The organism is Pseudomonas laurylsulfativorans, assembly GCF_002906155.1.
Taxonomy (GTDB): Bacteria; Pseudomonadota; Gammaproteobacteria; order Pseudomonadales; family Pseudomonadaceae; genus Aquipseudomonas; species Aquipseudomonas laurylsulfativorans.
In genome coordinates this window covers 146,992-169,712 of record NZ_MUJK01000009.1, presented here as the reverse complement: position 1 = coordinate 169,712, position 22,721 = coordinate 146,992, and the positions used below count along the sequence as shown (strand labels likewise).

15 protein-coding genes, 1 tRNA gene and 4 pseudogenes are annotated in these 22,721 nt (G+C 59.6%); 13 read left to right on the top strand and 7 right to left on the bottom strand.

Features of this window, described 5'->3' with window-relative positions; all coding sequences use genetic code 11:
- Positions 1 to 36 precede the first annotated feature (36 nt).
- The 6 genes from hisF to B0D71_RS23775 form a co-directional block, all read right to left on the bottom strand.
- Positions 37 to 807 (bottom strand): imidazole glycerol phosphate synthase subunit HisF, encoded by a 771-nt coding sequence (gene hisF, locus B0D71_RS23800; protein ID WP_007972752.1) that lies wholly within the window; start codon positions 805 to 807, stop codon positions 37 to 39.
- 9 nt (positions 808 to 816) lie between these two features.
- Positions 817 to 1,554, bottom strand: coding sequence for a 1-(5-phosphoribosyl)-5-[(5-phosphoribosylamino)methylideneamino]imidazole-4-carboxamide isomerase (gene hisA, locus B0D71_RS23795; RefSeq protein WP_007972753.1), 738 nt, complete (start codon positions 1,552 to 1,554; stop codon positions 817 to 819).
- A gap of 42 nt (positions 1,555 to 1,596) precedes the next feature.
- Entirely contained in the window at positions 1,597 to 1,854 is a 258-nt protein-coding gene (locus B0D71_RS23790) for a DUF2164 domain-containing protein (protein ID WP_007989200.1), read from the bottom strand.
- Positions 1,855 to 2,493, bottom strand: a complete 639-nt coding sequence (gene hisH, locus B0D71_RS23785) for an imidazole glycerol phosphate synthase subunit HisH (protein ID WP_103396897.1) — start codon at positions 2,491 to 2,493, stop codon at positions 1,855 to 1,857.
- Positions 2,493 to 3,086 carry an imidazoleglycerol-phosphate dehydratase HisB gene (gene hisB, locus B0D71_RS23780; RefSeq protein WP_007897437.1) on the bottom strand — a complete coding sequence of 198 codons (594 nt, stop codon included), beginning with the start codon at positions 3,084 to 3,086 and terminating at the stop codon, positions 2,493 to 2,495. The genes hisH and hisB overlap by 1 nt, the downstream gene beginning before the upstream one ends.
- A gap of 220 nt (positions 3,087 to 3,306) precedes the next feature.
- Positions 3,307 to 4,971 carry an OFA family MFS transporter gene (locus B0D71_RS23775; RefSeq protein WP_103396896.1) on the bottom strand — a complete coding sequence of 555 codons (1,665 nt, stop codon included), beginning with the start codon at positions 4,969 to 4,971 and terminating at the stop codon, positions 3,307 to 3,309.
- Positions 4,972 to 5,202: 231 nt separating this feature from the next.
- On the opposite strand from B0D71_RS23775, the gene panM reads away from it, so the two are divergent.
- The 11 genes and pseudogenes from panM to B0D71_RS23730 all read left to right on the top strand — a co-directional run bounded on the left by panM (position 5,203) and on the right by B0D71_RS23730 (position 19,884).
- Positions 5,203 to 5,607, top strand: coding sequence for an aspartate 1-decarboxylase autocleavage activator PanM (gene panM / locus B0D71_RS23770; protein ID WP_103396895.1), 405 nt, complete (start codon positions 5,203 to 5,205; stop codon positions 5,605 to 5,607).
- 78 nt (positions 5,608 to 5,685) lie between these two features.
- A complete protein-coding gene (locus B0D71_RS23765) occupies positions 5,686 to 7,917 on the top strand; it encodes an AsmA family protein (protein WP_103396894.1) in 2,232 nt (743 codons plus the stop codon).
- Complete coding sequence (mutY, locus tag B0D71_RS23760) at positions 7,914 to 8,981, top strand: A/G-specific adenine glycosylase (protein WP_103396893.1); 1,068 nt, start codon at positions 7,914 to 7,916, stop codon at positions 8,979 to 8,981. Before B0D71_RS23765 ends, mutY begins: the two co-directional genes overlap by 4 nt.
- Positions 8,978 to 9,250 carry an oxidative damage protection protein gene (locus tag B0D71_RS23755; RefSeq protein ID WP_007989188.1) on the top strand — a complete coding sequence of 91 codons (273 nt, stop codon included), beginning with the start codon at positions 8,978 to 8,980 and terminating at the stop codon, positions 9,248 to 9,250. Before mutY ends, B0D71_RS23755 begins: the two co-directional genes overlap by 4 nt.
- A 103-nt stretch (positions 9,251 to 9,353) precedes the next feature.
- Positions 9,354 to 9,429: transfer RNA gene (locus B0D71_RS23750), tRNA-Phe, on the top strand.
- Positions 9,430 to 9,737: 308 nt separating this feature from the next.
- Positions 9,738 to 11,015: pseudogene (locus tag B0D71_RS32575) on the top strand (hypothetical protein); the annotation flags it as partial.
- A 30-nt stretch (positions 11,016 to 11,045) separates the two neighbouring features.
- A pseudogene (locus B0D71_RS32570) lies at positions 11,046 to 12,371 on the top strand (calcium-binding protein); the annotation flags it as partial.
- An 86-nt stretch (positions 12,372 to 12,457) separates the two neighbouring features.
- A pseudogene (locus B0D71_RS32565) lies at positions 12,458 to 13,282 on the top strand (nidogen-like domain-containing protein); the annotation flags it as partial.
- Positions 13,283 to 13,300: 18 nt separating this feature from the next.
- On the top strand, positions 13,301 to 15,511 hold the full coding sequence (locus B0D71_RS32560; RefSeq protein WP_476705383.1) for a beta strand repeat-containing protein: 2,211 nt from the start codon (positions 13,301 to 13,303) through the stop codon (positions 15,509 to 15,511).
- Positions 15,512 to 15,833: 322 nt separating this feature from the next.
- Positions 15,834 to 19,139, top strand: coding sequence for a calcium-binding protein (locus B0D71_RS23735; RefSeq protein ID WP_103396890.1), 3,306 nt, complete (start codon positions 15,834 to 15,836; stop codon positions 19,137 to 19,139).
- A 307-nt stretch (positions 19,140 to 19,446) separates the two neighbouring features.
- A complete protein-coding gene (locus tag B0D71_RS23730) occupies positions 19,447 to 19,884 on the top strand; it encodes a hypothetical protein (protein WP_103396889.1) in 438 nt (145 codons plus the stop codon).
- Positions 19,885 to 20,077: 193 nt separating this feature from the next.
- Here B0D71_RS23730 and B0D71_RS23725 read toward each other — a convergent pair.
- Positions 20,078 to 20,424: pseudogene (locus B0D71_RS23725) on the bottom strand (TonB-dependent siderophore receptor); the annotation flags it as partial.
- A 177-nt stretch (positions 20,425 to 20,601) separates the two neighbouring features.
- Here B0D71_RS23725 and B0D71_RS23720 point away from each other — a divergent pair.
- Together B0D71_RS23720 and B0D71_RS23715 are read left to right on the top strand one after the other, a co-directional pair.
- A complete protein-coding gene (locus B0D71_RS23720) occupies positions 20,602 to 21,654 on the top strand; it encodes a PDDEXK nuclease domain-containing protein (RefSeq protein ID WP_103396888.1) in 1,053 nt (350 codons plus the stop codon).
- 68 nt (positions 21,655 to 21,722) lie between these two features.
- Positions 21,723 to 22,697 (top strand): alpha/beta hydrolase family protein, encoded by a 975-nt coding sequence (locus B0D71_RS23715; RefSeq protein ID WP_103396887.1) that lies wholly within the window; start codon positions 21,723 to 21,725, stop codon positions 22,695 to 22,697.
- Positions 22,698 to 22,721: the final 24 nt, after the last annotated feature.

Here is a 22,721-nt window from a genome sequence, read left to right as displayed (position 1 = left end):
GCACGCCATGATGTCCACTGGCCTGCATTGGTTTGTTTAGCGCATCACAATTCCACGATGGGCCATGTACGCCTTGGCTTCCTGCACCGTGTATTCGCCGAAATGGAAAATACTCGCCGCCAAAACCGCACTGGCGTGGCCTTCGATAATGCCGTCCGCCAGGTGCTGCAGGTTGCCGACACCGCCGGAGGCGATCACCGGGATGCCCAGCGCATCGCTGATGGCACGGGTGACGCCCAGGTCGAAGCCGTTTTTCATGCCGTCCTGGTCCATGCTGGTCAGCAGGATTTCACCGGCACCCAGGCCTTCCATTTTCTTCGCCCACTCAACGGCGTCGAGGCCGGTTGGCTTACGCCCGCCGTGGGTGAAGATCTCCCAGCGCGGAGTTTCGCCCGGCCCGGAAACCTTCTTCGCGTCGATGGCGACGACGATGCACTGCGAACCGAAATGCTGCGCGGCTTCGCCGACAAATTCCGGGTTGAACACCGCGGCAGTGTTGATCGAAACCTTGTCCGCACCGGCGTTGAGCAGGTTGCGGATGTCCTGCACGGTGCGCACGCCACCGCCGACGGTCAGCGGGATGAACACCTGGCTGGCCATGCGCTCGACGGTGTGCAGTGTGGTGTCGCGACCGTCGACGCTGGCGGTGATGTCGAGAAAAGTAATCTCGTCGGCGCCCTGCTCGTCGTAGCGGCGAGCGATTTCCACCGGGTCACCGGCGTCGCGGATGTTTTCGAATTTCACACCCTTGACCACCCGGCCGTTGTCCACGTCCAGGCAAGGGATGATGCGTTTGGCCAGCGCCATGATCAGTCCTCAGCCTTTGTACGAATCGCAGAAAGCTTGCGCTTCGGCGACGTCGAGAGTGCCTTCATAGATAGCCCGGCCGGTGATTGCGCCGATGATGCCTGGCGCCTTGGCGTCGAGCAGGGTCTTGATGTCACCCAGGTTGTGGATGCCGCCGGAAGCGATCACAGGGATCTTTGTTGCCGCCGCCAGTGCCGCGGTAAACGGCACGTTGCAGCCCTGCATCATGCCGTCTTTGGCGATGTCGGTATAAACGATCGCGGACACACCGTCGGCTTCGAACTGCTTGGCCAGGTCGATCACCTGGATGGTGCTGATTTCAGCCCAGCCGTCGGTAGCAACGAAACCGTCCTTGGCGTCCAGGCCGACAATCACCTTGCCCGGGAACGCGCGGCAGGCTTCGGCGACGAACGCCGGATCTTTCACGGCCTTGGTGCCGATGATCACGTAGCTCACGCCCGCTTTCACGTAGTGCTCGATGGTTTCCAGCGAACGGATACCGCCGCCGATCTGGATCGGCAGGTTCGGGTAGCGCTTGGCGATGGCCGTGACCACTTCGCCATTGACCGGCTGGCCTTCGAAGGCGCCGTTCAGGTCGACCAGATGCAGACGACGGCAACCGCCCTCCACCCACTTGGCAGCCATGCTCACCGGGTCATCGGAGAACACCGTGGAATCTTCCATGCGGCCCTGGCGCAGACGAACACAGGCACCGTCTTTGAGATCGATAGCGGGAATAATCAGCATCTGGCAAACCTTCAAATTTGAATGTTCAGCTTGGCTCGGAAATCAGTTTTTCTCGAGCGCCCACAGGTCGCTTTCGATGCTTTCGAACCTCTCTTTGAGGTGCGCCTGCACATCGAAAATCGCCCTGTTGTAATAGTGCGGAGCAATTTCACGGGTAAACAGCTCAAGAATCTCCGCTGCCTCGAACGAGCCGAGGTCGAGTTCGAAGCGGTCTTCCATGAAGCGCTTGATCTTGCGATTGGCCTCGCTCTCCTGCTCGGGAGTGAGGGTCAGAATCGGCGGCTTCTTCTTGACGGCCATTTACCAGCGACCGTCCCACGCAGCGAAGTTCTGCAGCAACTGCAGGCCATGGGTATGGCTTTTCTCCGGGTGGAACTGCACGGCGAAACGCGAGCCGTCGGCCAGCGCCGCGGCAAAATCGACACCGTAGTGACCGCCACCCACCACCTGGCGCGCATTGGCGGCCGCGATGTAGTAGCTGTGCACGAAGTAGAAGCGCGCCATGTCCGGAATGTCGTGCCACAGCGGGTGACTGACCTTCTGCTTCACTTCGTTCCAGCCCATGTGCGGGACTTTCAGGTGCTCACCGCCTTCGACCAGATCCTTGCCGAAGAACTTCACCGCGCCCGGGAACAGGCCGATGCAGTCGACGCCGTCGTTCTCTTCGCTGGTGTCGAGCAAGGCTTGCATGCCCACGCAGATGCCAAGGAACGGACGATCCTGGCTGACCTCACGCACCAGCGAGTCAAAGCCGAGGCGACGGATCTCGGCCATGCAATCGCGGATCGCGCCAACGCCAGGGAAAACCACCCGGTCGGCTTCGCGAATCACGTTGGCATCGCTGGTGATCAGCACCTTGCCGGCACCCACGTACTCGAGGGCCTTGGCCACCGAGTGCAGGTTGCCCATGCCGTAATCGATAACCGCGACTGTCTGCATTACAGGACGCCCTTGGTCGAAGGCATTTGCCCGGCCATGCGGTCATCGAGCTCGACGGCCATGCGCAGGGCGCGACCGAAGGCCTTGAACACGGTTTCGATCTGGTGGTGGGTGTTGGTGCCACGCAGGTTATCGATGTGCAGGCTGACCAATGCATGGTTGACGAAGCCCTGGAAGAATTCCTGGAACAGGTCAACGTCGAAGCCGCCGACGGTGGCGCGGGTGTACGGCACGTGCATCTGCAGGCCTGGGCGGCCGGAGAAATCGATCACCACACGTGACAGCGCTTCATCGAGCGGCACGTAAGCATGACCGTAGCGACGGATGCCTTTTTTGTCGCCGATGGCTTTGGCAAACGCTTGGCCGAGGGTGATACCGACGTCTTCCACGGTGTGGTGGTCATCGATATGCAGGTCGCCCTTGCTGACAATATCCAGGTCGATCAGCCCGTGACGGGCGATCTGGTCCAGCATGTGCTCAAGAAAAGGAACACCGATATCAAATCGGGCCTTTCCGGTGCCATCAAGGTTGATCGAGGCTTTGATCTGGGTTTCCAGAGTGTCGCGCTCGACAGACGCCATACGTTCGGCCATCACCAGCTCCGCAAAATCATTGGGCGAAAAAGGCAGCCATTATAGGCGTGCGGGCGCCAAACAGAAACACGGGAGGTGATATCGCTGACGGAGTGAATTCATCAACCCCGCAGTTATACCTGTCATGACATGTAGGAGCTGGCTTGCCAGCGATGGCGGCGTACCTGGCACACCGCGTTGCGGCGATCGCCGGCAAGCCGGCTCCTACAAAGGTTTGGCATTAGTGGAAGAGGACCGCAGTCTTCTGCAGAGTCACCCAGACACCCCACGCCAACGGAATACCCACCGCCAGCCAGGCAGCAATCGCCAGAGGCTTGGTCCCGGGCGCTGCTTTCCACTCCAGCGACGTGCTGGCATCAGCGCCTTTGTCGTGACCCAGCGCCTGCTCGGCGGCCAGTTCGGCGTCGGTCATGAAGTACTTGTCCGCCACCGGACGCACCAGCAGGTTGCACAGGAAGCCCAGCACCAGCAGGCCGGCGAGGATGTACAGGGTGATGTCGTAGGCCGCTGCACGCTCGACACCAATGCTCAGCTGATATTCACGCAGGTAGTTCACCAGCACCGGACCGAGCACGCCGGCAGCCGCCCACGCCGTCAGCAGACGACCGTGGATCGCACCGACCATTTGCGTACCGAACAGGTCCGCCAGATACGCCGGAACCGTCGCGAAACCACCGCCGTACATCGACAGGATGATGCAGAACGCTGCTACGAACAGCGCCACACTACCCAGGTGCCCGAGGTTCGGAATCAAGCCGTACAGGGCAAAGCCCAGGGCGAAGAACACGAAGTAAGTGTTTTTGCGACCCAGGTAGTCCGAGAACGAGGCCCAGAAGAAACGCCCGCCGATGTTGAACAGGCTAAGCAAACCGGTGAACCCGGCAGCGATGGCGGCGATCGAAGCCAGTTGCGAAACATCGAGTTGGCCGAACGCCAGGTCATTGCCCAGCAACTTGCCACCGAACACCTCCTGCAACAGCGGCGACGCCATGCCGAGGATGCCGATACCAGCCGATACGTTCAGGCACAGCACCAACCAGACCAGGCGGAACTGCGGGGTTTTCCAGGCCACATTCACGTGAACATGACGATGGGTGATCATGGCGTTCGAGGCTTTTTTCGCCGGAGCGGTCCAGCCCTCAGGCTTCCAGCCGGTTGGTGGCACGCGATAGGACAGCGCTCCACCGATCATGAACACGAAGTAGATCGCGGCCATCACCAGGAAGCTCTGCCACACGCCGACGCTGGTTGGCGAAGCGAAATGCCCCATCAACGCCGCCGCCAATGGAGCGCCGACCATCGCGCCGCCGCCGAAGCCCATGATCGCCATGCCGGTGGCCATGCCGCGTTTGTCCGGGAACCACTTGATCAGGGTCGACACCGGCGAAATGTAACCCAGGCCCAGGCCGATACCGCCAATGACCCCGGAGCCGATCCACATCAGCCAGATCTGGTGGGTATACACACCCAGCGCCGAAATCAGCAGACCACCGCACCAGCACAGGGCCGATACAACACCGGCCTTGCGCGGTCCGGCATGTTCCAGCCAGCCACCCCAGATGGCCGCCGAGCAACCCAGGAAAATGAAGAACAGGGTGTAGATCCAGCCGAGCATCGATATTGGCCAGTCACACTGGGACGAAAAGACCTGAGCGATAAAACCCATGTCTGGCGCGCAGGCCACCGGAGCAGTGATGCCCAGCGCCTTGGACAGTGGCAACCAGAACACCGAAAAGCCATAGGCCATGCCGATGCAAAGATGGATGGCCAAGGCGGCCGGTGGCACCAGCCAACGGTTGAAACCGGGCTTGGCGATGATCCGCTCCTTGGACAGGAACGCAGGCTGGTCGGCACTCAAGCCGTCCGCCGTGATGCTCGTGGTCATTGTGTATCCCCCAATTATTAGTATGGTTCGCCAGCCACGGTTCACTCCCGGCCTCTATGCACGCAGACATGACCGTTTTTTCGGTGGAGCACCTCGCCGTGCGACAACATGTCGCAGAAGGACGGACGAACGGGCGAAGGTTACCATTTGCAGGTGAGAGAAAAACCAAACCGACATCACGCTTTGTACGTTATCTGATCTCCATCGCTTCATGACCCCAAAGGAATCACCATGCCGATCATTGTCGAGCCCCTGAACCAAGCCACTGCCCAGGATCGGCAGGATCTGCAGAAGATCTACCACGACGCTCCAGACTGGCTGTTCGCCCCTTTTTCCGGGGAAGCGCAGTTGATCGAAGACTGTTTGCGCGACGGCACTCTGATCGCCGGACGCTTCAATGATCGCCTGCTGGGCGCAGCCCGGTTGCAAAGGCACCAAGACACCTGGCATTTGTCACAAATATGTGTGCGAAAAATTACCCGTCGCCGAGGTGTTGCCGAGCGACTGGTGGCCGAAGCCCAGAAAATGGCCGCGCAATCGGGCAAGACGCTGCGTTTGCTGGCGCCTGCCGGGCATCTGGAGGCGCAGGCACTGGCCGCCAAGCTGAAACTGCCGCTGGATATATTGCCGGCGTGATCACTGACCGGTCGTCCGTTCCGGAGCGCTATACTCCTCGGCTAAATTTTGAATTCGATTAATTACAAGGACTCGCCCATGAAAGCGTTCGGCAAAATCCTGGGTCTGGTACTTCTCGGGCTGTTGCTGATCATTGTGGCATTGGGCTTTGCCCTGACCCACCTCTTCGATCCCAACGACTACAAAGACGAGATTCGCCAGATTGCCCGCGACAAGGCCCACATCGAGCTGACGCTCAATGGCGATATCGGCTGGAGCCTCTTCCCGTGGCTGGGCCTGGAGCTGCACGACGCCAGTGTCGCGACCATGGTCAAGCCGACCGAACCGTACGCCGACTTGCAGATGCTCGGCCTTTCGGTGCGCGTACTGCCGCTGCTGCGCCGTGAAGTACAGATGAGCGACGTGCGCGTCGAAGGCCTGAATCTGCGCCTGAACCGCGACAAGGATGGTCACGGCAACTGGGAGGACATCGGCAAGCTGCCTGCAACGGCCGGCACCGACGCGACCAGCACCCCGCCAGCCGCTAACGAACCACCGTCCGACGCCAGCGGCGCGGCGGAAAAAGCGCCTCAACCGATCCGCCTGGACATCGACAGCCTGACCGTGAACAACGCACGGGTTGAATACACCGACGAACGAACCGGCAAGAGCTTCAGCGCCGAAAGTATTCAGTTGAGCACCGGTGCGGTTCACGACTCCGTCAACATTCCGCTCAAGCTCACGGCTTTCCTGTCAGCCAACCAGCCCGCATTGCGAGTGCGCACCGAGCTCAATGGTGAACTGCGCATCGCACGTGCACTGCAGCGCTATCAGTTCGAAGACATGAAGCTGTCCGGTGAAGTGACCGGCGACCCGTTGCAAGGCAAGAGCATGACCTTCTCCGCCCAGGGCCAACTGGTGCTGGACAAGGCCGCCAACGTTGCCGAGTGGACCGGTATCAAGATCTCCGCCAACCAACTGCGGGCACTGGGTGAGCTGAAGGTCAACGACCTCGACAAAACGCCACAAGTCAGCGGCGGCATCTCGATTGCCCAGTTCGACCTGGCGAAATTCGTCGACAGCATTGGCCAGAAACTACCGGCCATGGCCGAGGGCAGCCTGAGCAAAGTCGAGCTGGTCAGCCGACTGGCAGCGACACCGACCAGCCTGGCGCTCGACAACCTCAACCTGAAAGTCGATGACAGCACCTTCAGCGGCCGTATTGCCGTCGAAGACTTCGCCAAGCAATCGCTGCGCGCCGTGCTCAAGGCCGACACCTTCAACGTCGACCGTTACCTGCCGCCGAAATCCGCCGAGGCCAATAGCGCCACGCAGGTACGCCAGGCCGAAGTCGCCAGCACCGAAGCCGATGCCATGGCCGGCGCCGGCAGCACACCTCTGCCACCCGCACCGACCAAGGACGCGTGGAGCAACGAGCGCCTGTTGCCAGTGGAGCGCTTGAGCAAGCTCGATGTGGACGCCGACCTGACCTTCGGCCAGTTGACCCTGCAAAAGCTGCCGATCCACAACGCTGCGCTCAAGGCCACCGGCCAGGGCGGCCTGCTGACGCTGGCCAACCTGCGCGGCGATCTGTACGAGGGCAACTTCGAAAGCACCGGCACGCTCGATGTGCGCCAGGCAGTGCCGACGCTGAATCTGCAGACGAAGATCAGCCGGGTGCCGGCAGAAAAAATCCTCGAGAGCCAGGGCAAGAATCCGCCAGTCAAAGGCCTGGTCACGCTCAACAGCAGCCTGACCGGCAACGGCAACAGCCAGAAAGCGTTGATCGAAACCCTCAACGGCAACACCAGCTTCGTCATCAACAATGGCGTGCTACTCAACGCCAACCTTGAGCAACAGCTGTGCAAAGGCATCGCCACGCTCAACCGCAAAAACCTCAGCGGCGAGCCACGGGGCAAGGACACACCGTTCCAGGAGCTCAAGGGCAACCTGACCTTGCGTAATGGAGTGGCCAGCAACCCGGACCTGAAAGTGCGCATCCCGGGCATGACCGTCAACGGTAACGGTGACATCGATCTGCGGGTGCTGGGCATGGACTACCGCGTCGGCATCATTGTCGAAGGCGATACCAGCGCCATGCCGGACCCGGCTTGCCAGGTCGGCGACAAGTTTGTCGGCATCGAGTGGCCACTGCGTTGCCGTGGCCCACTGGAACTGGGCGCCAAGGCCTGCCGCCTGGATAACGAACGCATGAGCCAGGTCGCGGCCAAACTGGCCGGTGAGCGGATCAGCGAAAAAATCGATGAAAAATTGGGCGACAAGGTCAACCCGCAACTCAAAGACGCGCTCAAGGGGCTGTTCAAGCGATGAGAGCCGAGCAGTTTTCAACGGCGGTGCTGGACTGGTTCGACCGCCACGGCCGTCACGATTTGCCCTGGCAGCAGGACATCAACCCGTATCGGGTGTGGGTCTCGGAAATCATGCTTCAGCAAACCCAGGTCAGCACCGTGCTGAACTACTTCGACCGTTTCATGGCCTCGTTGCCAACGGTCGGGGCCCTGGCGGCGGCACCGGAAGACGAAGTGCTGCATCTGTGGACGGGCCTTGGTTATTACACCCGCGCACGCAATTTGCAGAAGACCGCGAAAATCGTCGTCGAGCAGTACGGCGGCGAATTTCCCCGGGACGTGGAAAAGCTCACTGACTTGCCGGGTATCGGCCTGTCCACCGCTGGCGCCATTGCCAGCATCAGCATGGGCCTGCGTGCGCCGATCCTCGACGGCAACGTCAAACGCGTGCTGGCGCGCTTTACCGCGCAAGAGGGCTATCCGGGCGAGCCTAAGGTCGCCAAACAGCTCTGGGCCAACGCTGAGCGCTTTACGCCGCATGATCGGGTCAACGCCTACACCCAAGCGATGATGGACCTCGGTGCCACGCTCTGCACCCGCAGCAAACCCAGTTGCCTGCTGTGTCCACTGGAAAAAGGCTGTGAGGCGCACATGCTCGGCCTGGAAACCCGTTACCCGATCCCCAAGCCGCGCAAAGCCATCCCGCAGAAGCGCACGCTGATGCCGATGCTCGCCAACGCCGAGGGCGCCATCCTGCTTTACCGTCGCCCCTCCACGGGCCTCTGGGGCGGTTTGTGGAGCCTGCCGGAACTCGACGGCCTCGACGACCTGGAACATCTGGCCGCTCAGCACTCGCTGGAACTGGGCACACAGCAGGCATTGCCAAACCTGGTGCACACCTTCAGCCATTTTCAGTTATCCATCGAACCCTGGCTGGTTCAGGTCCAGGAGATCGGCCATCACATGGCCGAGGCTGACTGGCTCTGGTATAACCTCGCCACCCCGCCGCGCCTGGGCCTTGCCGCCCCGGTCAAAACCTTGCTCGAACGCGCGGCCGCCGTATTGAACGCAGGAGAGTCGTCATGACCCGCACCATCATGTGCCGCAAGTACAAAGAAGAATTGCCAGGCCTGGAGCGCGCTCCCTTCCCGGGCGCCAAAGGCCAGGACATTTTTGACCACGTCTCGCAAAAGGCCTGGGCCGACTGGCAGAAGCACCAGACCCTGCTGATCAACGAAAAACGCCTGAACATGATGAACGCCGAAGATCGCAAATATCTTCAGGGCGAAATGGACAAGTACTTCTCCGGCGAAGATTACGCCAAGGCCGAAGGCTACGTACCACCATCGGAATAACCCCGATTTATCAGGGGTCGGAACGTAAGCGACGGTAATAATTAAAATTTTTTTGAAAACTTGCTTGACGACCCCCTGAAAAACCCGTTTAATGCGCCCCGTTGCCCAGATAGCTCAGTCGGTAGAGCAGGGGATTGAAAATCCCCGTGTCGGCGGTTCGATTCCGTCTCTGGGCACCAAAATACCGAAAAACCCCAAGCGAAGATGATTCCTTGGGGTTTTTTATTGCCCACGATTTAATGGCCGCCGGACCCTCTCCGGACCAGGCCACTCTCCACCCCGCCTTAACTCCACCCACCGAACACCGCCATCGACGATGCCTTCTGTCGCAAGCCATGCAACCAGGCGGCCAGAGTTCGCCAGCAGCATTGGCAAGCAGCCTGAAGCCACCGACTTGATTGCCCAGATAATGGCAATTTGACGCCACCGTTTTGCGCTGTAAACTGCCAGTCACTTCCGTTTTCACGTTGCGTAAAAGGAATTTGCAATGCCAACCCTGGGCGAAATCCGCGTCAACCTCACGACTGGCTATCATTCCGAGCCCTCCCTCACGGCCCTGAAAGATGGTGGTTACATCGTGGCGTGGAGCGATCAGGGAACAAGCTTTGCCGACTACATCTACACCCAGCGCTATAACGCCAGTGGGGTGAAGGTCGGCGGGCCGGCCCTCGTCAATACAGTCACGAACAGCGAGCAGGAAGATCCCACCATTACCGCATTGGCCAACGGTGGCTACGTGGTTGCCTGGCAATCGGATACCTTCGACGATATGTCGGACATCGCCGCCCAGATCTACAACGCCAATGGCGTCAGGGTTGGAGGCGAGTTCATCGTCAACACAACCAGAACCGGCGAGCAGGACAGCGCGCAGATCACCTCACTCAAGGACGGCGGTTTTGTGGTGTCCTGGGCTTCGTACGGTCAGGACGGCAGCGCCTGGGGCAGTTACCTGCAGCGCTATGACGCCAGTGGGACGAAGGTCGGTGTGGAGACTCGCGTCGCTACCACCACTCTGTCCGAGCAGGATGACTCTACTGTCACCGGCCTTGCCGACGGCGGCATGATGGTGGTTTGGGAGGGTAACGGAACAGGCGATACATCCGGCATCTTTGGTCAGCGGTTCAAGGCCGACGGCAGCAAATCGGGCGCAGAGATTCGCATCAATACCAGGGTGACCGACGATCAGACAGACCCCGTCGTCAAGGTTCTGAGTAGCGGTAACTATGTCGTCACCTGGCAATCGGCTCCCGACGATGGCGATGGCAACGACGAAACCAATGCCCCTGCCGACATCTACGCGCAGCTTTTCAATGCCGCAGGCGTAAAAGTGGGTGCAGAAACCCGAGTGAACACCACCACTGCAGGCAATCAGGAAGAGCCTAACGTCACCGCCCTGACGAATGGCGGTTATCTGGTGACCTGGGCAGGCCAAGGCACCGGCGATGCAAATGGCATCTTCTGCCAACTCTTCAATGCCAGCGGCGTCAAGGTGGGTACCGAAACCCGCATCAACACAACCACCACCGGCAATCAAATGTTCACCCAGGTGACTACATTGGCCGATGGCGGCTACGTGGTTGCCTGGGAGTCCTCTGTGGTCAATGGGCAAGTTGACGTTTATACCCAGCGTTTTGACGCGAACGGCAACAAGGTTTCCAGCCTGACAGGCGATGCGTTGGCCAACACCCTGACCTGGTCCAGCGCCGGCAGTGTGATCATCGACGGCGGTGCGGGCAACGACACGCTTACAGGTGGCCGCGCCAACGACCATCTGAACGGCGGAGTCGGCAATGACTCGCTCAACGGCGCTGCCGGTGCCGACCGCCTGATCGGCGGCGATGGCTCCGACCTCTACTACGTCGACAATGCCGGCGATATCGTCAGCGAGACCAATGCTGTCACCGCCACCGGTGGCATCGACACCGTTTATAGCTCCATCAGTGCCTACACCCTGACTGACAACGTCGAGAACCTGCGCCTGCTGTCGACCGGCGCGGCCAACGGTACCGGCAACAGCCTCAACAACGTCATCGATGCCGGGGCCGGCAACAACATTCTCAATGGCGGCGCCGGTATCGATACCGCGTCCTATGCCTATGCCACGGCGGCAGTCACCGCCAACCTGACGCTGACCACCGCGCAAGCCACCGGTGGTTCCGGTTCAGACACCCTGTTGAACTTCGAGAACCTCACGGGCAGCGCCTATCACGACAAGCTGACCGGCAATGCGCTTGCCAACACCCTCAGCGGTGGCCTGGGCAACGACCAACTCAACGGCGCCGCCGGTGCCGACCGCCTGATCGGCGGCGATGGCTCCGACCTCTACTACGTCGACAATGCCGGCGATGTCGTCAGTGAAACCAATGCTGTTGCCAGCACCGGCGGCACCGATACCGTCTACAGCTTCCTGGGCGCCTACACCCTGGGTGACAATGTCGAGAACCTGCGCCTGCTGTCGACCGGCGCTGCCAACGGCAACGGCAACAGCCTCAACAACGTCATCGACGCCGGAGCCGGCAACAACATCCTCAATGGCGGCGCCGGTATCGATACCGCGTCCTATGCCTATGCCACGGCAGCGGTCACGGCCAACCTGGCGCTGACCACCGCGCAAGCCACCGGTGGTTCCGGTTCAGACACCCTGCTGAACTTCGAAAACCTCACGGGCAGCGCCTATCACGACAACCTGACCGGTAACGCGCTTGCCAACACCCTCTCTGGCGGTGCCGGTAACGACACGCTCATCGGTGGCGCCGGCAACGACCTCCTGATCGGTGGCACGGGCCTGGACAAGCTTTATGGTGGCGCCGGGGCCGACAAATTCGACTTCAATGCCTTGAATGAAATGGGCTTGGGCGCCGCCCTGCGCGATGTCATTGGCGATTTCAAGACCAGCGAAGGCGACAAGATCGACCTGTCGACCCTGGACGCCAACCTGGCGACGGCGGCCAACGATGCGTTCAGCTTCATTGGCTCCAGCGCATTCAGCAGCAACGCCACAGGGCAGGTACGGTTCGCCGGCGGCATTCTCTACGGCAGCACCGACGCCGACACCGCCGCGGAGTTCGAAATTCAGTTGCTGGGGGTAAGCAACTTGCAAACGGCCGACCTGATTGCCTGATCGGCCTGACGCTGCGTACCCGATGATTCATGGCTGTCCCGAAAACAAACTGACAAGCAAGTTAAATAAACGACAGGGGTGTTGATATGGCTAGTTTGATAAACGGTCTAGGTGGTGCAGCGGGTTTCGGGGAGAATCAGCTGACTCGAAACGATGACAGCTACGCCTCTTACATTGATATCAGCACTGTTTTCGGGGCTGCCGGACTCAATTTCTTCGGCACCAACTACACCGATATTTCCGTCAACAACAACGGGAACATTACATTTGGTGGCGGCCAGTCCACCTATACCCCCTACGGCATGCAAGACTCCAGCAGGCCGATGATTGCTCCCTTTTTTGCCGACGTCGATACCCGTGGTGGAGCGGTCAGTGCCACGCCGGGCGGCACATCGACGGGCAGCAACCTGGTCTATTACGACTTCAATTCCGCTGGCAATGGCACGCTGACCGTTACCTGGGATGACGTCGGTTACTACAACAGCAAGGTAGATAAGCTCAATGCCTTCCAACTCCAGCTGGTTGGAAAGGGCAACGGCAACTTCGATGTCATCTTCAGATATGAAACCGTCAACTGGACGACCGGTAGCGCCAGTGGCGGCACCGATGGCCTGGGAGGAACCATTGCCCGTGCCGGTTACTCGACTGGCGATGGCTCCTCCTGGTATGAACTGCCGCAATCGGGCAATGAATCCGCCATTCTCGGGCTGGAAACCACCCCAGGTAACACAGGGGCAGCCGGTTATTACAAATTCAGCATCGTCAGCGGCACATCCGGCAATGACAACATGCAAGGAACTGCCGGGAATGACTCGCTCTACGGTTCATCCGGCAATGACGTCATCAATGGTTATGCCGGAAATGACGTGCTCTACGGCGCAGCGGGCAGCGACAGGCTCTTGGGCGGCCTGGGCGACGACACCTATATCGTGGATGCACTGGATACGCTTGTTGAACTTGCCAACCAGGGTACCGACGTTGTTCAGTCAGAAATCAGCTATACGCTCGGTGACAACCTGGAGAACCTGATTCTGACCGGCAATAGCAGTATCAACGGCACAGGTAACGCACTGAACAACACCTTTGTCGGCAACTCGTACAACAATATATTCAATGGCGCGGGGGGCACCGACTTTGTTTCGTATGCCTATTCCAACTTTGGTGTCACCGTCGATCTGTCCAACACCGGCTCGCAATATACGTCCCAAGGCTACGATACTTTCGTGTCTATCGAGGGCGTCATCGGTACTGATGAATCCGATACGCTAACCGGCAATGCCCTGGCCAATATCCTTTACGGCGGCGCAGACAACGACACCCTCAATGGCGGTGCCGGCAACGACACCCTCGATGGCGGCAGTGGTGCCGACCGGATGACTGGCGGCGATGGTTCTGACATCTACTACGTCGACAATGTCGGCGATATCGTCAGCGAGACCAATGCCACGGCAAGCACTGGCGGCACCGATAGCGTCTATAGCTACCTCGACACCTACACCTTGGGTGACAACGTCGAGAACCTGCGCCTGCTGTCGACCGGCGCGGCCAACGGCACCGGTAACAGCCTCAATAACGTCATCGATGCAGCGGCCGGCAACAACATCCTCAATGGCGGTACCGGCATCGATACCGCGTCCTATGCCTATGCCACGGCGGCGGTCACGGCCAACCTGGCGCTGACCACTGCGCAAGCCACCGGTGGCTCCGGTTCAGACACCCTGTTGAACTTCGAGAACCTCACGGGCAGCAACTATCACGACAAGCTGACCGGTAACGCGCTTGCCAACACCCTCAGCGGCGGCCTGGGCAGTGACCAACTCAACGGCGCCGCCGGTGCCGACCGCCTGATCGGCGGCGATGGCTCCGACCTCTACTACGTCGACAATGCCGGCGATATCGTCAGCGAGACCAATGCTGTCACCGCCACCGGTGGCATCGACACCGTTTATAGCTCCATCAGTGCCTACACCCTGACTGACAACGTCGAGAACCTGCGCCTGCTGTCGACCGGCGCTGCCAACGGCACCGGCAACAGCCTCAACAATGTCATCGATGCCGGGGCCGGCAACAACATCCTCAATGGCGGTGCCGGTATCGATACCGCGTCCTATGCCTATGCCACGGCGGCAGTCACCGCCAACCTGACGCTGACCACCGCGCAAGTTACCGGTGGTTCCGGTTCAGACACCCTGTTGAACTTCGAGAACCTCACGGGCAGCGCCTATCACGACAAGCTGACCGGCAATGCGCTTGCCAACACCCTCAGCGGTGGCCTGGGCAACGACCAACTCAACGGCGCCGCCGGTGCCGACCGCCTGATCGGCGGCGATGGCTCCGACCTCTACTACGTCGACAATGCCGGCGATGTCGTCAGTGAAACCAATGCTGTTGCCAGCACCGGCGGCACCGATACCGTCTACAGCTTCCTGGGCGCCTACACCCTGGGTGACAATGTCGAGAACCTGCGCCTGCTGTCGACCGGCGCTGCCAACGGCACCGGTAACAGCCTCAACAACGTCATCGATGCCGGAGCCGGCAACAACATCCTCAATGGCGGCGCCGGTATCGATACCGCGTCCTATGCCTATGCCACGGCAGCGGTCACGGCCAACCTGGCACTGACCACTGCGCAAGCCACCGGTGGTTCCGGTTCAGACACCCTGCTGAACTTCGAAAACCTCACGGGCAGCGCCTATCACGACAACCTGACCGGTAACGCGCTTGCCAACACCCTCTCTGGCGGTGCCGGTAACGACACGCTCATCGGTGGCGCCGGCAACGACCTCCTGATCGGTGGCACGGGCCTGGACAAACTTTATGGTGGTGCCGGGGCCGACAAATTCGACTTCAATGCCTTGAATGAAATGGGCCTGGGCGCCGCCCTGCGCGATGTCATTGGCGACTTCAAGACCAGCGAAGGCGACAAGATCGACCTGTCGACCCTGGACGCCAACCTGGCGACGGCGGCCAACGATGCGTTCAGCTTCATTGGCTCCAGCGCATTCAGCAGCAACGCCACAGGGCAGGTACGGTTCGCCGGCGGCATTCTCTACGGCAGCACCGACGCCGACACCGCCGCGGAGTTCGAAATTCAGTTGCTGGGGGTAAGCAACTTGCAAACGGCCGACCTGATTGCCTGATAGAGGGTGATCGTACTGGCATGACAAAAGGCTGCCTTGGGCAGCCTTTTGTTTTTCTTGCGACTGCAGGGTTGGACGAAAGTCATCTGGCTCATTTCTGGCACCCCTCCCCGGGAACCCGGCACACATCCCGTGCGAGGCGACGACCGGGCAGGCGCAATGGCAAATGGCTACTTACAATGAATCCCACTATCTGCGCGGCCAGGAAGTTGAAGGTTGCCAACAGGATGCCCGGCGGTTTCACCCCGCCAGTCATCGATGACAACAAAATGACGCGGTTGCGTGGTTTTCCACTCGCCGCCCTGAATCAAGGAAATCAGACATGGCCGTGATAACAGGCACAACAAGCAGTGATGAACTATTCGGGACAAGTGAGCCCGACAGCATTACTGGCTTGGCGGGAGATGACATTCTCGACGGTGGTGCGGGCCTGGACACGCTGGACGGCGGCAGCGGGAATGACACCTATGTTCTCGACAAGATCGCCGAGCTGAAGTCTGACTTCACCACTGTATCCGGGATTTCCGGTTTCACGAGCCCCACCTACGCCATGTTCAACCACTGGCCTGGAACCGATCAGCTGCAAATCGACGCCATCTTCTTTGCCGAGTCATCCGGACTGTATTGGGGCCAAGGCAGTTACTACACCGCTGGCGGCAGCTTTGTCACCCAGTGGTTTTCCTTTGCAGATGTGGGGGGAGTAGCCTCCGAGCAGAGCATCACTGAAAGCTTTTTCTACAACTACCACGTAGATCAAATAGTGCAGGACAGTGGCGGTAGCGATCTGGTCAAGTCCAGCCTGGACAGCTATATCCTGGGCAGCACCCTGGAAAACCTGGAACTGACAGGCAGCGAAAATATCAATGGCTTTGGTAACAACCTGAATAATCGGCTGACCGGCAACAGCGGCGCCAATACCCTGGCGGGCTACGGTGGCGACGATGTATTGGACGGAGGCACGGGGGCCGACCTCATGCAGGGTGGCGATGGGGCCGACACCTATTACGTCGACAATCCCGGCGATGTGGTCAGCGAAACCAGCACGGGCGGCGTTGATCTGGTCGTCAGTTCCCTCGCCAACTACACGCTCGGCGCGAATATCGAGAATGGCCGCATTCTCTCGACCGGGAGCTCCAATCTGGCCGGCAACGCTCTCAACAACATACTCTACGCAGGTAGCGGCGAAAATCTTCTCGACGGTGGCGCAGGCGTCGATACCGCTTCATACCGCTATGCAGGCGCTGTCTCCATCGACTTGGGCATCAGCGGACCACAAGTCACAGTCGGCTCCGGCGTGGACACCCTGGAAAGCATCGAGTCGGTGATTGGAAGTCAGTTCAACGACACCCTGACGGGTAACGCGCAAGCCAATACCCTGGACGGCAATGTCGGCTTCGATCTTGTCCTGGGAGAAGGCGGCGACGATACCCTGATGGCCGAAGGGGGGTATTCGGCGGCGATGACCTGGTCGAGTGCCGGGCATTACACCGATGAATTTGGCAACCCTGGCGGCTTCGATGCCTGGTACTACCAAGGCGAAACCCTCGACGGCGGCACTGGCCGCGATAGCGTCAGTTATGCCAACGCCCAATCTGGTGTGGTTGTGAACCTGACCAGTGGCCTTGGGTATGCAACAGGTGCCATTGCCGTGCTCGACAGCCAGGCAAACGTTCTGGTCACCAGCAACGGGGATTTCATCTTCTCCGTGGAAGAAGCCATCGCAGACTTTGCCGACCATCTGTTCACTATCGAGAACATCGTCGGCAGTCGCTTTGGCGATGTTCTGACCGGCGATAATGCGGCCAATTTCCTCAACGGCGGGGCGGGTGCGGACACCCTGATCGGCGGACTCGGCAACGACACCTACTACGTCGATAACATTGGCGATGTCGTTACCGAAACCAATGCCACGGTCAGCACCGGCGGCAGCGACACGGTCTACAGCTTTCTCAGCGCCTACACCCTCGGCGCCAATGTCGAGAATGGTCGCGCCCTCTCGACCGGGGTCGCCGCCCTGACAGGCAACAGCCTCAACAACACCCTCTATGCCGGGGTCGGCAACAATGTCCTCAATGGCAGCACCGGCATCGACTCTGCCTCCTATCTTTATGCCACCAGCGCCGTCACCGTCAGCCTGGCCGTGACCACCGCCCAGGCCACCGGCAGCTCAGGCGCCGACACCCTGATCGCCATCGAAAACCTCACCGGCTCCAACTACAACGACACGCTCACGGGTAACGCCGCCGCCAACCTGCTGACCGGTGGCGCCGGTAACGATACGCTCGCCGGCGGTGCGGGCAATGACGTGCTCAATGGTGGCACAGGCCTCGACCGGATGACCGGCGGTGATGGGTCTGACGCCTATCACGTCGACAACGCGGGCGATGTCGTGATTGAAACCAATGCGACGGCCAGCACCGGCGGCAGCGACACGGTCTACAGCTACCTCAGCGCCTACACCCTCGGCGCCAATGTCGAGAACGGTAGCATCCTCGCCACCGGGGTCGCCGCCCTCACGGGCAACAGCCTCAACAACACCCTCTATACCGGGACCGGCAACAACGTCCTCGATGGCGGCATCGGGGCCGATACCTTGTCCTATGCCTTTGCCACTGCTGCAGTCACGGTCAACCTGGCGCTGACCACCGCGCAAGCCACCGGTGGTTCTGGCACAGACACCCTGTTGAATTTCGAGAACATCACCGGCTCGAACTACAACGACAAGCTCACGGGCAACGCCGCCGCCAACACGCTCAACGGAGGCGTCGGTAACGATACGCTCGACGGTGGGGCGGGCAATGACGTTTTGGATGGCGGCGCAGGCCTCGACCGGATGACGGGCGGTGATGGCTCCGACATCTACTACGTCGACAACGCTAGTGACGTCGTGGTTGAAACCAATGCGACGGCCAGCATTGGCGGCAGCGACACGGTCTTCAGCTTGCTCAGCGCCTACACCCTCGGCACCAATGTCGAGAGTGGTCGACTCCTCGCCACCGGAGTCGCCAGCCTGGCGGGCAATAGCCTCAACAACACCCTTTATGCCGGGGCCGGCAACAACGTGCTCAATGGCAGCACCGGCGTCGACACGGCCTCCTACGCCTATGCCGACAGCGCCGTCACCGCCAACCTGGCCGTGACTACAGCCCAGGCAACCGGTGGATCAGGCGCCGACACCCTGGTCGCCATCGAAAACCTCACCGGCTCCAACTACAACGACAGGCTCACGGGCAACGCCGCCGCCAACACGCTCAACGGTGGGGGCGGGAGCGACATCATGATCGGCGGTACGGGCAAGGATGTTCTCACCGGCGGTGCCGGCAACGACATCTTCGATTTCAACGCCCTCGCTGAAACGGGGCTGACCAGCGCCACCTGGGACATCATCACCGACTTCACCCGGGGAGCCGACAAGATTGATCTGTCGACGCTCGATGCCAACACGGCGACGGCCACCAATGAAGCCTTTAACTCGGTCATCGGCAGTACCGCTGCCTTCAGTGCGGCCGGGCAGTTGAAAGTTGCAGGGGGAGTGCTTTATGGCAACACCGATGCGGACAGCACCGCCGAGTTCGCCATCCAGATAGTCGGTATCAGCAATGTGACGACGGTGGATTTCATACTTTAACCCCAGTGCTTTCCGGTTCTTTTTCGGTTTACTCCAGCTTCACATGGCAAGTTTCTGGCCGGGGATTTGCCTTGCACAAAGAAAACCCTGAATCGCAGGATTCAGGGTTTTTTATGCCTGCGATTTAACAAACCCACCGTCACCGAAAAGTCCTACACCTCTCAAGCATCCCTTCCCTCAAGTCGCGCCCACCGTTCAGACACCGCTTTAGGAGGCCTCTCATAGAGCGCACACGCTTACATAGTGAAACTACTGCCGCAGCAAATCCGCCTGCATGCATTCACGTTTCATCGTAAGGAAACAACTCTTGAACAACCTTTTGAAGCTCCTCACTCTGTCGACAATCATTGCGACAGCCAGCGGCTGCGTCAGCTATAACAACAGCCAGCCGTCGTCGCCAATCGACAGCACCGTCAAGGCAGACCTCAAAGCGGACATCGCTGTAGGCGACGCCATTTCCGGCCAGTCTTCGGTGAACGTCCTGTTTGGCTTCCTCAAGTTTGGTGGCGACTCGCAGTTTGCAGACGGCGTCAGCTATGGCGGCCAGAGCGGCGGCTTGAGCAGCCTTGGCCTGGATCCCGTCAGTGCAGTCAAATCAGCAGCGGCCTACAAAGCGGTAAAAGCTAGCGGTGCCGACCTGATCGTCGCGCCTCGCTATGAAGTGAGCGAAGAAAACTACTTCATCTTCAAGAAAGTATCCGTCACGGTAAAAGGCAACAAAGGCAATATCCGCAGCATCCGCTGATTCATCCTCCCCAGGTGATTGTTCATCGACTCATCCATTGTGCTTTGGCAAACCGAAAAACCTGGCGCATTGCATGACGCAAGCAGTCATTGAAAAACTGCTGCTTGCCGACTTAGGAGTCGTTGTTACAGGCAAAAAACCCGCGCTCTTTGAACAGAGTTCGCGGGTTTTGTCGTTTCAAGCAGCAAGCCCCTCAGTACGCCATCGACCAACTCAAGGTGTAAGTCCGGCCACGTCCCTGGTAATCGTACAAGTACGCCGGCCCATAAGTCGGCGAGTAGAACAGCGTCGCGCGTTGCCCCCAGACCGTGCTGTATTCCTTGTCCAGCAGGTTCTGGATACCGCCGCTGAAGGTGCCGAATTCGGTGTCGCGGCTGCCCAGCAGGTCGAAGGTGGTATAGCCGCTGATCTTGTGGTCAGCGTCGTCTTCGAGGGTGAGGCGTGGTTGCCCTACAAACGGGCACTGGTTTTGTCGCCTTTCCAGCCGATGAAGGCCGTGGACTTCGACAGCGACGCATAGCGCGCATCGCGTTTAATCCATAGCCGGCCTGAGTACGAAACGTACTACGCCATTTGTTCCTCGACCCTCGCCTGCCCTCCGACACGTCCTGCCAGTGAACCCGGTATTTCCTGCCTGCTTTTCAGTAACTCCCGGCAGCTTAGAAGGGTGCTCACTTGTCATTCTCTTTCGCTGTTCAACCTGCTGCGGAAGACCTCATGACGGCCCTCACACCCAATGACGCTCACGACCCCTATCTGGCTTCACTACTTGGAAACCTTGGCAAACTGATCCATCAGGCACGCCAGAAGGTGCTGCGGGCGGTCGATACCGTTCAGGTGCAAACCTGTTGGCAGATTGGCCGACACATCGTTGAGTTCGAACAGAACGGCGCGCGACGGGCGAGGTATGGCAAAGAGTTACTGTCGACTTTGGCCAAAGTGCTGACTGCGGAATTCGGAAAGGGATTTGACGCTTCCAACCTTCGGTATATGCGTCTGTTCTATCAAGCCTTTCCAATTCGTGACGCACTGCGTCACGAATTGAGCTGGACCCACTACCGTCGCCTGCTTCGGGTTGAGAACGACAGTGCTCGTCTCTGGTACATGAACGAATCAGCCACCCAAAACTGGTCAAGCCGCGCCCTGGAACGCCAGATCAACACACTGTATTACGAACGCCTGCTGGCGAGTCGCGATCGCGGCAGCCTCAAGCAGGAGGCCGCCACCAACATTCAAAACATGAAGGCCAGCCCTCGGGATTTCATCCGCGATTCGGTAGTGCTGGAGTTTCTAGGTTTACCCAATGCCGGCAAGCTTCAGGAAAGCGAGATCGAACAAGCGTTGATCGACCAACTACAAGGCTTCTTGCTGGAGTTGGGCAGGGGCTTCGCGTTCATTGCCCGCCAGCAACGCCTCAGTACCGACTGCAAAGACTTCTACATCGATCTGGTGTTCTACAACTACTTGCTCAAGTGCTTCGTCATCTTCGATATCAAGCGCAGTGAACTGACCCATCAGGATGTGGGGCAGATGGAGATGTACGTAAGTATGTACGACGACCTGAAACGCAGCGCGCAAGACAGCCCCACCGTAGGCATCATTCTCTGTACGCAAAAGGATGAATCCGTGGTGCGTTACTCAGTGCAGGAAGGAAACGAGCAACTGCTCGCCAGCAAGTACAAGCTTGTCCTGCCGAGTGAAGAAGAATTCCGTAATGCACTGGATCGGATGGCACTTGAAGAGCGACTGCTTGATCAACCACTGCGCTGAGGCCAATGGATTGTTCATCAACGGCATCAAGACTATTGTTGGCAGCTACCCGCAAAGGTCCGACGCCGATGAATTTGCAGGAAACGCCTTCACTCGTCCCAACTCAAATCGAGTTGCCATTGCAACGCGTTGCGTCCGGCGAACCGTTCAAGGAAACCGCTGCAGACGGCTTTGTCCTCGGTGGTTTCACCTGGCGGCACCCTTCCCTGGACGCCGCTCGTCCGGTCGTTATCATCAATGCCGCCACCTCGGTTCGTTGTCGCCATTACTCGCGCTTCGCCGACTATCTGTTCGACCATGGCTTCGATGTCATCACCTATGACTACCGCGGGATCGGCGAGTCGCGGCCGGCATCGCTCAAAGGTCTCAAGGCTTCATGGACCGATTGGGGAGCACTGGATTTCGAGGCGATGCTCAAGCGTGCACAGCGTGAGTTCCCTGGGCATCCTATCGATGTGGTCGCCCACAGTTTTGGTGGCTGTGCAGCAGGCCTGGGGGCGTCCGGGCACCTGATTCGGCGTCTGGTGACGGTCGGTGCGCAATTCGCCTACTGGCGCGACTATGCACCTGCCCATCGCTGGCGCATGTTCGCCAAGTGGCATGTGCTGATGCCACTGGTGACGATGATCTACGGCTACTTTCCGGGCAAACGCCTCGGATGGCTGGAAGACACACCCGCCGGCGTGGTCCGTGACTGGAGCCTCTCCACTGCCCGTTACGAAAAACGCTCCAGCGGTCGCGCGATCAGCAAAACCGCCGGGCAGTTGCCCTTTGCCGGTGTCACCGCGCAAACCCTGGCCATCAGCATCAGCGACGATCCCTACGGCACGGTCCCGGCCATCGAACGCCTGCTCGGCTACTTCACCGGCAGCACAAACGCTCACTTGCGCATCCATCCCGAAGACATCGGTGAAGAAGAAGTCGGACATTTCGCCTTTTTTCGCAGCGCATACCAAGCCACACTATGGCCCATTGCATTGGCCTGGCTGCAAAACGGCGAACTGGCCCCCGATACCCCCGGGCGGCGAGTGCCACGCAACTAGGCCTTTTGCCCTTTCAACGAATAC

Bases quoted from the DNA above. Each gene is read 5' to 3' on its own strand.
- hisB (WP_007897437.1), bottom strand. From the start codon at position 3,086: ATGGCCGAACGTATGGCGTCTGTCGAGCGCGACACTCTGGAAACCCAG.
- B0D71_RS23735 (WP_103396890.1), top strand. From the start codon at position 15,834: ATGGCCGTGATAACAGGCACAACAAGCAGTGATGAACTATTCGGGACA.
- B0D71_RS23790 (WP_007989200.1), bottom strand. From the start codon at position 1,854: ATGGCCGTCAAGAAGAAGCCGCCGATTCTGACCCTCACTCCCGAGCAG.
- hisA (WP_007972753.1), bottom strand. From the start codon at position 1,554: ATGCTGATTATTCCCGCTATCGATCTCAAAGACGGTGCCTGTGTTCGT.
- hisF (WP_007972752.1), bottom strand. From the start codon at position 807: ATGGCGCTGGCCAAACGCATCATCCCTTGCCTGGACGTGGACAACGGC.
- B0D71_RS23720 (WP_103396888.1), top strand. From the start codon at position 20,602: ATGACGGCCCTCACACCCAATGACGCTCACGACCCCTATCTGGCTTCA.
- hisH (WP_103396897.1), bottom strand. From the start codon at position 2,493: ATGCAGACAGTCGCGGTTATCGATTACGGCATGGGCAACCTGCACTCG.
- B0D71_RS23755 (WP_007989188.1), top strand. From the start codon at position 8,978: ATGACCCGCACCATCATGTGCCGCAAGTACAAAGAAGAATTGCCAGGC.
- panM (WP_103396895.1), top strand. From the start codon at position 5,203: ATGCCGATCATTGTCGAGCCCCTGAACCAAGCCACTGCCCAGGATCGG.
- B0D71_RS23715 (WP_103396887.1), top strand. From the start codon at position 21,723: ATGAATTTGCAGGAAACGCCTTCACTCGTCCCAACTCAAATCGAGTTG.
- mutY (WP_103396893.1), top strand. From the start codon at position 7,914: ATGAGAGCCGAGCAGTTTTCAACGGCGGTGCTGGACTGGTTCGACCGC.
- B0D71_RS23765 (WP_103396894.1), top strand. From the start codon at position 5,686: ATGAAAGCGTTCGGCAAAATCCTGGGTCTGGTACTTCTCGGGCTGTTG.
- B0D71_RS23775 (WP_103396896.1), bottom strand. From the start codon at position 4,971: ATGACCACGAGCATCACGGCGGACGGCTTGAGTGCCGACCAGCCTGCG.